This is a genomic window from Flagellimonas olearia, from assembly GCF_009184425.1.
GTDB classification, from domain to species: Bacteria; Bacteroidota; Bacteroidia; order Flavobacteriales; family Flavobacteriaceae; genus Flagellimonas; species Flagellimonas olearia.
Genome location: NZ_WELG01000002.1, coordinates 1,432,107 through 1,444,365, shown reverse-complemented (window position 1 = coordinate 1,444,365; position 12,259 = coordinate 1,432,107). Strand labels below are relative to the sequence as shown.

The following is a 12,259-nucleotide window of genomic DNA, read 5'->3' as shown; positions in this document are numbered from 1 at the left end:
GACCTATCATGAAAAACAATATCCTTTCAACCCGATTTATTCTAAAGCTCATACTCTCCTTCTCAGCTATTTTGATACTTGCTGGGGTTGGGTATACCTTGATTTCCTTTTACCTCTCCAACAAATATTTTAACGAGACCACACAGCGTTTGCATGCCAATCTGGCCCAAGACCTTATTGATGAAAAATTCAAGGACACCCATCCTTTTGATTCAACAGGAACGGTGAACAAAGCCCTTTTTGGGGACATTATGCACGACATGATGGCCGTTAACCGTGCCATTGAGGTCTATTTGTTGGACAATGAAGGGCATGTGCAATACTCCGTTGTCCTGAACCATGACGCCCCTGAAACCAAAGAAAAAAAGATAAATCTTGCTCCGATAAAGCAATTCATTGCTGAACAAGGTTCCCATTATATTTTAGGCGATGACCCCAAGGATTTGAGCAAGCAGACCATTTTTTCAGCGGCACACTTCCAAAAGGAAGGGCATGAAGGGTACATCTATATTATTTTGGCAGGTGAAGATTTTCTGGCCACCCGAAGCGACCTCTTCAATAGCTATTTTATGCGATTGGGATTAGGGGGATCACTACTTACCCTGATCTTTGCAACCCTTTTGGGAGTTCTGGCCATTTGGCACCTTACCCGGAGTCTCAGAAAAATCATTTATGCTGCAAAACGTTTCCAGCAAGGCGATTTAAAATATCGTATAGCGAATGCGGAAAAGACCGATTTGGCCAATGTGGCCAGTACTTTCAATAGCATGGCGGACACGATTTTGGCCGATATTGAAAAGATAAAGTCCGTGGAAGAGCTACGACGGGAACTTATTGCCAATATTTCACACGATTTGCGCACCCCGTTATCCATAATCCAAGGATATATTGAAACGCTGCACATGAAGGACCATACGCTTTCCCAAAAAGAGCGGGAAGAATACCTCAACACAATTTCCAAAAGCAGTGAAAAACTATCCAAACTAATCTCACAGCTTTTTGAGTACTCCAAATTGGAGGCCAATCAAATACAACCCAAAAAAGAACCGTTTCTCATCAGTGAATTGGCCAATGACATCCACAGAAATTATTCGTTGTTTGCCAAACAAAAGAATATTGACCTAAAACTGTCCATGGCCGATAATATCCCTTTGGTCTTTGCAGATATATCGTTGGTGGAGCGGGCCATTCAAAACCTTATGGACAATGCCTTAAAATTTACCCCTCATGGAGGTACAGTTGTTGTAAAGATTGAAACCCTAAACAAGTATGTACAGGTCACCATCCAAGATTCGGGACCTGGCATTGCCAAGGAAAACCAAGCACTGATCTTTGAACGATACCGCCAAACCAAGATGGGTCAGGAAAAAGAAGGAGTGGGTCTTGGCCTGGCCATTGTAAAAAAAATCATGGAGATACATGATAGTCATATCAAGGTGTTGAGCCAACCCAATGAAGGAACTTCCTTTAGTTTTAGCCTTCCCGTTCACGTTATGAACTAAGCCAAATATGGAAAGCTATACAGTATAAGATTCGTGTAGCAAAGCCCCCACTAAATATGGAAACTTCATTTTTAGACAACTAGGTGAATTACAAAGATTGGATATTCTCCCAGTACTACTCCGCAAGAAAAGAAAAACCACCAAAGGGGTTGGGGCGCCCCCATGGTGATCATAATGGGTTATACTTCCAGAACGGCGTTCTCTGTTCCGGCGTAATCGTTCCATTGGAAACGATCGGCCTCTTCATCATTGGTATAAGCGCCGTCTATAATGTATCTGAACTCGTAAGCGTTCTCCGTGGGAAGATCAAATGTTCCCTTGAAGATCCCGTTCTTCAATTTCTTCAGTGTGCTGCCCTTGGCGTTCCAATTGTTGAAATCGCCCACTACCGCAACCTTCTCTGCCTCCTCTGCAGGTACTGAAAAAGTAACCTTGCATACTGGCTTGCTCTTTAGGTATTGTTTCTTTATTGCCATGGTACTAAAATTAAATACAGGACAAAGCAATACATAAAACCGCTTATTTACAATAAGTTACCATCGATTTATCATATTGATAAAATCTGCCTAACCATAAGATCACTTTTGGTAAAATCCGTGGATGGATTTTCTCAAAAAGAAATTCCGGGCTTTAGTTCTTCAGCAATTTCGCGATCGTATCAATTTCCTCCAGGGTATTGTAAAAGTGGAAACTCAGTCGGATACCGTTCCCCCGCAGGGCACAGACCACTTCTTCCTTGCTAAGCTTGTTGAAAAGTCGTTCATCTCCCTTTATGTTGAAAATGGTGCTATGCCCCTGCCGTTTTGCCACAGCTTCTTCCAAGAGGCCCAGTTCCATAAATTCGGTTTTGGCCTTCTGGGAAAGTTTGTCCAAGTGGGACTCTATATGCTGCATACCGATGTCGTCCAAAAAGTCCAACGAAAACTGCAGGCTCCCAAAATTGAAGGAATCCAAATGCCCGGGTTCCAAATACTTCCCAAAGGGAATGCTCTCCCGTTTGGAGGCATCCCGGTCCACGGAACCGTTGCCTATGGTCTTTAGATCAAACCGGTCCTTTGCCCCATCCTTGACCAATACAAAGCCATTGCCATAACCGGCCAGCAGCCATTTGTAGGCACTGGCCAACAGCACATCTATCCCGGAATCCTTAAAGCTGAAGTCATGGGTGCCACAGAATTGGGTACCGTCCGCTATGATCAAAAGATCGGGGTGGTCCTTTTTGAGCTGTTTCAGGAAATCAAGATCAATCTTGATGCCATTGATCCATTGTACAAGACTCAGGGCCAAGACATCAAATTTTCCTGTTTTTACTTTTTCAAGGATGTGTTCTTCCATCAATTCATCGATTTCCACGTACTCCCTGGGAAAGTTTCGCGTCTCGAATGGCCAGTTCAAGGAAGGATAATCATTGTTCAAGAGCAATACCCGTTGGTCTTTGGGCAGGCCTTCCAAAAGCATGTTGAGCCCCAGACTGAAGTTGGGCACCAAGGCCACATTTTCGGGCTTGCACTGGAAGAACTTCCCCACCGTGTCCTTGATCTGGGGCATACGTTCAAAACTCTTCGCCTTCATATCGCTCCCACCGATCAGGTAATCCAGGTCGTGTCCTTGGCGCCATTCCATTAGATCTTCACTTAACAATCCTGTTGCGGCCGTGTTGGCATAGAGGCATTGGTTGAGCACGGGGAATTTTTTTCTTAGGCTTTGCATGACTGAGGTTTTGGATACAATTACGTTATCTTTGTTGCTAAAGATAGCCATTCCATGTTGTCCTTTGGTAAAAAGAAAAAGTCGCCTATAGATGTGGAGCAGCACGAGCTTTTGGAGTATGCGCAGAAACGCATCAAACAGAAGAAACGGTTGTTCTCCCACTTTGTCATTTTTTTGATTGGCTGCGTGTTTTTGATCTTGATCAACAAGATCCTTAAATACGGTGAGGCGTATGATTGGTTCGTTTGGGCCATCCTGTTCTGGGCCTTTTTGCTGGTGCTGCACACCTTCAATGTTTTTGTGACCCACAAATTCATGGGACAGGATTGGGAGCGCAGACAGCGGGAACGGTTGGTGGAACTCCAGAAAAAACGCATTTCGGAAATCCAGAAGGAAATCGAGACGGATTTTCCCCTCTCCAACATCAATAAAAAAAAAGATCTGTGAAGCGACTCATCATTATAGCCGCGGCCGCCGAGAACAATGCTTTGGGCAAGGACAACGATTTGGTATGGCACCTACCTGACGATTTTAAGCGTTTTAAGGCCCTTACCACGGGTCATAAGATCATTATGGGCCGAAAGACCTTGGAGAGCTTTCCTAAGGCCCTGCCCAACCGGGAGCACATTGCCATTACACGCGATACCAACTACGCTCCAAAGTTCCCGTGTACGGTGGTGCATTCGCTTGAACAGGCCATTGATTTGGTGGGCGACCATGAAACTGCCTTTATCATTGGGGGTGGGGAAATCTACAAACAGTCCATGGCCGTTGCCACGGATATTGAGCTCACTCGGGTACACGATACTTTTGAGGCCGATACTTTTTTTCCTGAAATCGATGAAAAAAATTGGAGGTTGGTCCAAGAAAAACATCATCCAAAGGATGATCGGCACCAGCACGCCTTTACCTACCTTACCTATACCAAGCAATAAGCGTTAAAAATCCAGATAGGCCACTTGGGCACTGGGGTCATTGACCAACTTTTGGAGCACTTCCGTTTCCTTGTTGGTGTACAGTATATGCCGGGGAGTACTTTCCGTAAGCTGTAACAGGTTGTTTTTTTCCAGGACCGCCTTGGTCTGTCTTGCCACGGCTTCGCCAGAATCAATAATTGTGATATGGTTGGGAAGCATTTCCTTCAACAGGGGTATCAAATACGGATAGTGGGTACAACCCAACACCAAACAGTCTATATTTTGTTCCAGCATGGGGTCCAGGTATTTTTTAAGAAGCTCCTGCATGGCAAGTGAGTTTAACTGACCCGCCTCTATAAGTTCCACCAGACCCTTACCTTCTTGCTCCAGTACGGTTATCCCTTCCGCAAAGAGTTTTGAGGTATTGTGGAACAAACTGCTGGACAAGGTGCCCTTGGTAGCCAAAACCCCTACTTTTTTGGTTTTGGTATGAAGGGCGGCCGGTTTTATGGCCGGTTCTATCCCAATGAACGGGACTGCGTAGGTGGCCCTTAGATGATCAATGGCATTGGTGGTGGCGGTATTACAGGCCACTACAATGATCTTGCAACCGTGCTGCAATAAAAACTCGGTATTCTTGATGCTCAATTGGGTGATCTCCTCTTTTGATCTTTCGCCATAGGGCGCATTGGCGCTATCCGCCAAATAGAGAGTATGTTCGTTGGGAAGTATCTTCTTGATTTCCCTCCAAATGGAGGTGCCCCCAACCCCTGAGTCAAAAATACCTATAGGTCTTTGCATGCTTAAAAATAACCACTGTTATGGTTTTGACATAAAAAAACCGCTTTACCTTTTGGGAAAAGCGGTCTATCCTTATTCTTCGGACAATGTATTTCTTAGAATCCCAATTCCTGCTTAACGGTAGGCAAAAGGTCTTTTCCTTTGGCCACGATCAAGCTCAATCCTGGGCTGGCATCGATAACATAGTCAAAGCCTTGCGCAGCGGCAACTTTTTCTATGGCCGCTTTGGCCTTATCGGAAATGGGGGCGAACAGTTCTTGTTGCTTCTTCTGCAATTCCTGCATGGCAGTTTGTTCGGCTTCTTGGATATTTTTTTCGAAACCTTGAAGTTCTAGAGCTCTTTGTTCGTTTTCCTCATTGGTTTTTGAGGTAGCTTCGTTTTGGTATTGGGTCAACTTATTTTGAAGCTCTTTCATGGAGCTTTGTATATCTGCCCTGTAGGTTTCCTGTAATTTCTTCAACTCAGCTTGCGCAGCCTGCATCTCTGGCATTTCAGACAACAATTGTTGCACATTGATGTGGGCAACCTTGCTCTGCGCATTTACAAAACCCGTAGCCGCTACAAACAAAACTAGGGCTACCGCAATTCTTTTTACATTTTTCATGGTTCTAAGTTACTATTTTGATGTTAAATTAAGTGTTTCAATATTATTGTTGTATTGAATCCTTTTCTTGTTCCTGCACTTTTTTCCGCTCATCCAATTTGGCCTGGCGTTTGGCTTCGCGCTCTTCCAATAATTTTTGTCTTCTTGCCTCGTAGGCTTTCTTGCGTTCCTCTCTCAGCTTCAACTGTTCGGTCCTTCTATCCTCGGCGGCCTGGGCCTTGGCATCCCGATTCTCTTCTGCCTGTTCTTGGCGTTCCCTGAGGGCATCGCTTATGTTATCATCGGCTTCTTCCTCCTCCATGAACTTCTCCAACCTGTTCCTTTCTTCCTGTTTCTTGTTGGAGGCGCTCACTTTTCTTGTTCGACCTATCTCCCGTAGGACCAAGTCGCTGATATCGTGCCTTTTTTCGGAGTACAACATTACAACATCTGCCGATTTATCAAAAATAAAATCGTATCTTTTATTGCCTCCGATTTTCTGGACCTCATTGAAAACCTGGTCTTGAATGGGCTGTATCAACAACTGCTTTTGCAAGACCAAATCCCCTTGGGGTCCAAAACGGTCTTGTTGGTAATCCAACATTTCCTTTTCCAAAATCTGGATTTCCTCTTCGCGCTCGGCAATGAGTTCATCCGTTAAAAGGACCTTTTCCGCCATTAAATCTTTCTTCATCTGCTCAACAACACTCTGTTTGAGCTCAATCTCCTGCTTCCATTTTTGTGCCTTGGCCTCCAATTGGGTAGTAGCTTCCCGGTATTCCTCCACATTCTCGAGGATATATTCCATATCCACATATCCTATGCGCACTCCCCGCTGAGAAAAGCCGTAAAAGGAAGTCATCAAAACGATTAATGACAAAAGAACTTTGGTATTCATCTTTGTTTCCGCTTTTTTACATAGAAAATATCGTGCCAAAATAACTAATTAATTCAAAACAAGCTATTTATAAAATCAGCAAAACCCTATTTTCCTTAGATTAAAACTGCTGCCCGATGATGAAGTGCGTTTGCCAGCCACTGGGTCCTGTTGATTGCGGTCTGGCGTCTGTATCGAAACCATATCCAAAATCGATTCCCAAGAGTCCGAATGCCGGCATAAAAATACGTACCCCCACTCCGGCAGATCTTTTTAATTCAAACGGATTAAACTCATTAAAATTGTTGAATGCGTTTCCAGCTTCCAAAAACGACAATGCATAAATTGATGCCGAAGGTTTCAAGGTAAGCGGATAACGAAGTTCCAAAGAATATTTATTGTAGATGGTACCCCCATCTTGTTGTAGACTTCCCGTAATGGCATTGGTAATATAAGGGGTAAGGGCCTGGTTCTCATATCCTCTCAACTGTACCACGTCCCTTCCGTCCAAGGTAAAGTTTCCAAGACCATCCCCACCCACATAGAAACGCTCAAAGGGAACTGCTCCTATGTCATGGTTATAGCTTCCCAAAAAGCCAAACTCGGCATTGGTACGCAATACCAGCTTGTCCACCAAACGGGTATACCAATCTCCCTTGAACTTCACTTTGTAGAACTCCAAGAGTTTAAACCTCTCCTCTTCATTTCGTTCCAACTCATCGCTCAATTGGGCAAATTCCAACTGCTCTTCTATGGAAGAAGGATTGGTCCCAATTTCATAAAGGCGTTCGGTAGCCGACTCAATATCGGTCTTAAGCTGCTTGTAATCCTTATTGCTAAAGAGTGAATACGGTGGTGTAAACTTGGCAGTCAACTCAAAGTTGGATCCAGACAGAGGGAAAATCCTGCTGGGACCTTGTGAACTTCTAGATATACCAAAGGTATAGCTCAAGGCATTGGAACTACCATTACCAAAATTGAAGAGCCCAAGGTTGTAGTCGTTAAAATCGTACAACTGGTAGCTCAAAGAGTGGGACACCGTGAAGAAATCATCGGGCCATTGTACCCTTTTGGCCAATCCTGCCGAGACCCCGGTTATGGAGAATCCACGATCTTTCTGCACATCGATCCTTCCTCGGTTATCATAACCCGTGGCAAACTGCTGTGTCCTAGATAAGGAGAGGTTAAACCGAACTGGTTTTTTACCTCCCAACCATGGTTCGGAGAAGTTCAAGCTATATACGCGGAAAGATCTACTGGCCTGCAAACGGAGCGCAAAGGTCTGTCCATCTCCCATGGGAACGGGCTTGTAAGCCTCACCGTTAAAGATGTTTTTCAAAGAGAAGTTACTGAACGAAAGTCCCAAGGTACCGATGAAACCTCCGCCACCAAAACCACCTTGCAATTCTATTTGACTGGATCCCGCCTCAACCAGACTATACTGGATGTCCACCGTACCGGCATTGGGGTCCGGGTTTTGGATGTCCGGAACGATCTGTTCTGCATCAAAGAAGCCCAATTGCCCCAATTCCCTGATACTCCGGACAATATTGTCCTTGCTATATTTTTGACCGGGACGGGTGCGCAATTCCCTAAAAATCACATGGTCGTTGGTCTTATCATTCCCCACTACGGTCACGTGATCCAAAAAGGTTTCCTTACCTTCTATAATCCTGATTTCAAAGTCGATGGTATCGTTCACCGCGGAAACTTCCACAGGATTGATACTGGAAAACAGGTATCCATTGTTTTGGTACAGATTCGTTAAATCTTCGGCATCTGGTTTGGAGTCATCCGCAATTCGTTTTTTGAGCAACACCCCATTGTAGGTCTGCCCCTTTCGGATTCCAAGTACTTGGCTCAATTGCCTATCCGTGTATACCGTATTTCCAACAAAATTAACATCACCAAAATAGTACTTGTCCCCTTCTTCGACCTTGATCTTAAGGTCGATGTTCTTTTCGTTCACCTTGACAAAAGTATCCGAAAGCACCCGTGCATCCCGATACCCACGTTCTGCATAGGCATCCACCAAACTGGAAAGATCTTCGTTGAAATCGTCCTTGATGTATTTTGATTTTTTCCAGAAGCGGTAAAACTTCTTCTTCTTGGTGTTCTTCAATGATTTGCGAAGACGCTTGCCGGAGAGCTTGTCATTTCCTTCAAAAACAATGCTCCTGATCTTTACCTTATCTCCTTTTTTGACATTGACCACCATGTTCTGGGTATTGACTTCTGAAGTATCGGCCACGGTAGCAATGTTGACATTGGCATTGAGGTATCCTTGCTTTTTATACTTGTTCTGAAGGTAGTTCTTGGTGTTGGCAATTAAGCTTTCGGTGATTTTCTTCCCTTTTTTAAGGTCTGTATCATCCAAGATACTCTGCACCTTTCTCTTTTTTACCCCATAAACAGTTACATTGGAAAGCGTGGGACGTTCCAAAATGTTCAATTCCAAGAAAATCTTGTCATCCTCTATTTTGGTGTAATACATCTCCACATCACTGAACAGCTCCAAGCTCCACAGTTTCTTGATTACGGCGCTGATCTCATCCCCTGGTACGGTAATGGGCTGCCCTACACGTAAACCGGTGTACGTTTTAACCGTTTGTTCATTATAACTTTGAAGACCGGTAACGGTGAGTCCACCCAAAATATATTGTTTCCCATCCTCAAATGAAGTTTCCTGGGCAAAGCTCTGTCCGGTGATAAATAATAAAGGAAGGAGTAGTTTCAGGTATTGCAGAATGGAATTTTGTCTACCCTTAACTGAGTTGTTCGCTAGTTTTTCCAAATCGTCGTTCTCTATTTTGGTAACTTAATATTGCTTCTACCAAATGATGCTCTCTAAAATCAGGCCAAAATACATCAATAAAATATAATTCGGCATAAGCAATTTGCCATAGTAAAAAATTGCTTATCCTACGTTCTCCACTGGTACGGATAAGCAAGTCCACATCGGGCATGAAATGCGTGTAAAGATGTGTATTTATAACGGTTTCGTCAATATTTTCGGGTGAAATTATATTATTTTTAACTTTGATAGCTATCTCTTTTACAGCAGTTTTCAACTCTTCCCGGGAGCCATAACTAAGGGCCAAGGTGAGTATCATTCCCGTATTTTCCGCTGTTTTTGAAATAACCTCCGAAAGTTCTTTTTGGGCCTTACTGGGCAGGGAATCTATGTTTCCAATGGCCATTAGCCTGATATTGTTCTTATTAAGGGTCTTTAATTCCTTCTTTAAGGAAGACACTAGAAGTTTCATGAGGGTATCGACCTCTATTTTGGGCCTGTTCCAGTTTTCAGTGGAAAATGCATAGAGTGTAAGGCACTTTATCTGTAGTTTGGCACAATTCTCAACGGTATTGCGCACGGCCTCCACCCCATTTTCATGGCCAAATACACGAAGTTTCCCCCGTTGTTTGGCCCAACGGCCATTGCCATCCATAATGATGGCCACATGTTCTGGAAGTGGTTTGTCTTTGTTAACGTCCTCTAGCGTGTGCATGTCATTGAAAACAATCCTGGCAGGGCTTTCGTCCAAAGGTATACGTTAACGTAAAACCTGTGAAGACGTACCAGTCATCGCTCAATATATTCCCGAACCTAAACTGCTCGAAATTGGAACCTTCAGGGTTACTTGCGTCCAAATTGTCCGTAAATGTATATCTGGCCCCAATTTCAGCGCCAAGAATCAGGAATTGATTTAACCGATACTTTGCCCCAACCGTCATTGGAATTGCAAAACTACCTTCTTTTTGGTTAATATCCTGCACCTGGAGGGCATCAAAATACATAAAATCATATCTGAAGTAGCTGAAACCTGTGTATAGATAGGGGGTGAAGGCAGGTCCAAGTTTGTGAAGATTGTACTCCACAAAGTTAAATTCTATCCCCAATGAGGCTTCAAGAACGGAATTATCCATCTCATACTCCCGCTGTTGCCGGGAAGGCATACTGGATTTGGAATCGTCCGCAGTAAAGGTCCCATAGAGCACACTGGCACGCCACGCATACCGTTTACTCTTGTTCCATTTAAAAAGACCTCCAAAAGCCGGGCCCGAAGGCAAGATATAGTTTGTGCGACCTACATCGCCCACCATATTGGCGCCACCCGCAAAGATTCCCACTTCGTAGGTCTGTGCCCCCAGCTTGAACATACTGCATAGAAAAATAGCCAAAACTATCCGCATACCAGTTAAAAAATTACGCAAGTTAAAAGTAAAGGAAAGTCAATAGGCCTACAGTTATAAACATTCTCCCTTGTTAAACAGTTTTTAGCTCCTTTTATTGTTTGTGAGAGGTTCAATTCCGTTTGTCCTCCCCCCAAAGCAATTTATTTCGAAGTGTTTTTAGAAAGCTTTCGGATGTGTACTCTATCATTTTGACCGTAAAATCCGATTTTCGTATCCTAATCTCCTTGCCGTTGGGAATATCCGCAATCCTGGAATCCAACGATACCAAATGGGTCTGTTCCCTCCCTGAAACCTTGAGCCGTATCTGGGTGTCATCCGAAATGACCAGTGGACGTGCATTAAGATTGTGCGGTGCAATTGGGGTGAGTACCAAGGATTTTGCCGATGGCGCTATGACCGGCCCGCCACAGCTCAATGAATATCCCGTTGAACCGGTTGGTGTGGAAACAATGAGTCCATCTGCCCAATATGAGGTAAGGTATTCATCGTTCAAATACGTTTCCACCGTGATCATGGAGGTTGTATCCTTTCGGCTTACAGTAACCTCGTTCAAGGCAAAATTAAGATTCTCGAACTCGTTCAGGTCCGGATTCACCTCCACCTCAACCAAGGTCCGCTCCTCTACCGTATAGTGCCCGGCCACAAATTCCGTGACCAGTTTGCGCACATTCTCCTTTTTAAAGGTCGATAAAAATCCAAGCCTTCCCGTATTTACACCCACAATGGGAATGCCATAGTCCTTTATATAGGTCACCGCACGAAGCATGGTCCCATCACCGCCAAAGCTGATGAACATGTCAAAGGTGGCATCCAACCCTTTGGATTGTGTATAAGTACCTTGAATACGTCCTGTAGTGCAGTCCGAAACCAGTTCATCAAATTTTTCCTCGACAAAAATCTCAGCATTCACCTTCTGCAGTTCGTGCAAAAGTTCCAGCATGCTGGTTTTGTCCTCTTCCAAAAAAGCTTGTCCGTAAATAGCGACCTTCATGCTGCTAAACGTTAAGGTATTTTTCCAAATAATCCGAGCGTTGCTTCAGATCTTCCATGAATTGGTCGTCACTGTTGCCAAAGACAATGGTATAGTTGTACCGTCTAAAGGTCTGGGCCACCTCATTAAGTCCTTGAGCTCCTATTTTAAGGGTAATCTGTACCACATCATTTTGGGAATCCGTGATAAAAGCCCCCAACAAACGGGCGTTGTTACTTTCCACAATTTGGGCTATTTCACTAAAGGAATAGTCCTTGATGCCGGTAGCGACCACAAGAATGGCCCCAGGCTCACTGAAAAATGGCGTATCAATAAATAAACTCACTACATCTTCAAGATCATAATAGCCGATGATGGTTTGGTTTTCATCCAAAACCGGGAGTATATTGGCCTCGTTTCTTGAGAACATCTCCAACACATCCAACCAAGAGGTTTCCTTGGTCACGAAAAAACTTTCCATCTCAAACCTAAAATCATCAATCCTCTTTTCAGGCTCAAAACAGGCTAGGTCATTTTCGGACAAAAGCCCCAAATAGACTCCATTTTCGGTGACAGCCACATGGGAGAAGGTCGTCTCTTCAAAAAAACGAATGACCTCCTTCAAGGTCTCCGACACCTCAAAAACGGGTACTGTGTTTATTATCTGGCTAAGAATCTGCATGTCATTTCTATTAGGCGCA

Annotated in this window: 13 protein-coding genes; 3 read left to right on the top strand and 10 right to left on the bottom strand. The window is 44.0% G+C overall.

The window, feature by feature from the left end:
- Positions 1 to 8: 8 nt before the first annotated feature.
- On the top strand, positions 9 to 1,502 hold the full coding sequence (locus F8C76_RS15860; protein WP_152132604.1) for a sensor histidine kinase: 1,494 nt from the start codon (positions 9 to 11) through the stop codon (positions 1,500 to 1,502).
- Positions 1,503 to 1,681: 179 nt separating this feature from the next.
- Here F8C76_RS15860 and F8C76_RS15855 read toward each other — a convergent pair whose 3' ends face one another.
- Positions 1,682 to 1,978: an isoamylase early set domain-containing protein gene (locus tag F8C76_RS15855; RefSeq protein WP_129654814.1), complete on the bottom strand. Its 297-nt coding sequence runs from the start codon at positions 1,976 to 1,978 to the stop codon at positions 1,682 to 1,684.
- A gap of 154 nt (positions 1,979 to 2,132) precedes the next feature.
- Positions 2,133 to 3,212, bottom strand: a complete 1,080-nt coding sequence (locus F8C76_RS15850; RefSeq protein ID WP_152132603.1) for an aminotransferase class V-fold PLP-dependent enzyme — start codon at positions 3,210 to 3,212, stop codon at positions 2,133 to 2,135.
- A gap of 54 nt (positions 3,213 to 3,266) precedes the next feature.
- Between F8C76_RS15850 and F8C76_RS15845 the strand changes: the two genes are divergently transcribed.
- Positions 3,267 to 3,659, top strand: coding sequence for a 2TM domain-containing protein (locus tag F8C76_RS15845; RefSeq protein ID WP_152132602.1), 393 nt, complete (start codon positions 3,267 to 3,269; stop codon positions 3,657 to 3,659).
- Entirely contained in the window at positions 3,656 to 4,147 is a 492-nt protein-coding gene (locus F8C76_RS15840) for a dihydrofolate reductase (protein ID WP_152132601.1), read from the top strand. The genes F8C76_RS15845 and F8C76_RS15840 overlap by 4 nt, the downstream gene beginning before the upstream one ends.
- 3 nt (positions 4,148 to 4,150) lie before the next feature.
- Here the strand turns inward: F8C76_RS15840 and murI are convergent, their stop codons facing one another.
- The 8 genes from murI to F8C76_RS15800 form a co-directional block, all read right to left on the bottom strand.
- A complete protein-coding gene (murI, locus tag F8C76_RS15835) occupies positions 4,151 to 4,930 on the bottom strand; it encodes a glutamate racemase (protein ID WP_152132600.1) in 780 nt (259 codons plus the stop codon).
- 95 nt (positions 4,931 to 5,025) lie between these two features.
- Entirely contained in the window at positions 5,026 to 5,535 is a 510-nt protein-coding gene (locus F8C76_RS15830; protein ID WP_129654824.1) for an OmpH/Skp family outer membrane protein, read from the bottom strand.
- Between the two features lie 43 nt (positions 5,536 to 5,578).
- On the bottom strand, positions 5,579 to 6,412 hold the full coding sequence (locus tag F8C76_RS15825; protein ID WP_129654826.1) for an OmpH/Skp family outer membrane protein: 834 nt from the start codon (positions 6,410 to 6,412) through the stop codon (positions 5,579 to 5,581).
- Between the two features lie 100 nt (positions 6,413 to 6,512).
- Positions 6,513 to 9,185: a BamA/OMP85 family outer membrane protein gene (locus tag F8C76_RS15820; RefSeq protein WP_152132599.1), complete on the bottom strand. Its 2,673-nt coding sequence runs from the start codon at positions 9,183 to 9,185 to the stop codon at positions 6,513 to 6,515.
- Positions 9,157 to 9,900, bottom strand: coding sequence for an undecaprenyl pyrophosphate synthase (gene uppS, locus F8C76_RS15815; RefSeq protein ID WP_152132910.1), 744 nt, complete (start codon positions 9,898 to 9,900; stop codon positions 9,157 to 9,159). Before uppS ends, F8C76_RS15820 begins: the two co-directional genes overlap by 29 nt.
- 1 nt (position 9,901) lies before the next feature.
- Positions 9,902 to 10,585 (bottom strand): type IX secretion system protein PorG, encoded by a 684-nt coding sequence (gene porG / locus F8C76_RS15810; protein ID WP_116217281.1) that lies wholly within the window; start codon positions 10,583 to 10,585, stop codon positions 9,902 to 9,904.
- A gap of 112 nt (positions 10,586 to 10,697) precedes the next feature.
- On the bottom strand, positions 10,698 to 11,579 hold the full coding sequence (locus tag F8C76_RS15805; protein WP_152132598.1) for an NAD kinase: 882 nt from the start codon (positions 11,577 to 11,579) through the stop codon (positions 10,698 to 10,700).
- Between the two features lie 4 nt (positions 11,580 to 11,583).
- Complete coding sequence (locus F8C76_RS15800; protein ID WP_129654834.1) at positions 11,584 to 12,240, bottom strand: CBS domain-containing protein; 657 nt, start codon at positions 12,238 to 12,240, stop codon at positions 11,584 to 11,586.
- Positions 12,241 to 12,259: the final 19 nt, after the last annotated feature.

What these genes read in the sequence shown, in the direction of transcription:
- F8C76_RS15860 (WP_152132604.1), top strand. Translation starts at nt 9, where the DNA reads ATGAAAAACAATATCCTTTCAACCCGATTTATTCTAAAGCTCATACTC.
- F8C76_RS15855 (WP_129654814.1), bottom strand. Translation starts at nt 1,978, where the DNA reads ATGGCAATAAAGAAACAATACCTAAAGAGCAAGCCAGTATGCAAGGTT.
- F8C76_RS15850 (WP_152132603.1), bottom strand. Translation starts at nt 3,212, where the DNA reads ATGCAAAGCCTAAGAAAAAAATTCCCCGTGCTCAACCAATGCCTCTAT.
- F8C76_RS15845 (WP_152132602.1), top strand. Translation starts at nt 3,267, where the DNA reads ATGTTGTCCTTTGGTAAAAAGAAAAAGTCGCCTATAGATGTGGAGCAG.
- murI (WP_152132600.1), bottom strand. Translation starts at nt 4,930, where the DNA reads ATGCAAAGACCTATAGGTATTTTTGACTCAGGGGTTGGGGGCACCTCC.
- F8C76_RS15830 (WP_129654824.1), bottom strand. Translation starts at nt 5,535, where the DNA reads ATGAAAAATGTAAAAAGAATTGCGGTAGCCCTAGTTTTGTTTGTAGCG.
- F8C76_RS15825 (WP_129654826.1), bottom strand. Translation starts at nt 6,412, where the DNA reads ATGAATACCAAAGTTCTTTTGTCATTAATCGTTTTGATGACTTCCTTT.
- uppS (WP_152132910.1), bottom strand. Translation starts at nt 9,900, where the DNA reads ATGCACACGCTAGAGGACGTTAACAAAGACAAACCACTTCCAGAACAT.
- porG (WP_116217281.1), bottom strand. Translation starts at nt 10,585, where the DNA reads ATGCGGATAGTTTTGGCTATTTTTCTATGCAGTATGTTCAAGCTGGGG.
- F8C76_RS15805 (WP_152132598.1), bottom strand. Translation starts at nt 11,579, where the DNA reads ATGAAGGTCGCTATTTACGGACAAGCTTTTTTGGAAGAGGACAAAACC.
- F8C76_RS15800 (WP_129654834.1), bottom strand. Translation starts at nt 12,240, where the DNA reads ATGCAGATTCTTAGCCAGATAATAAACACAGTACCCGTTTTTGAGGTG.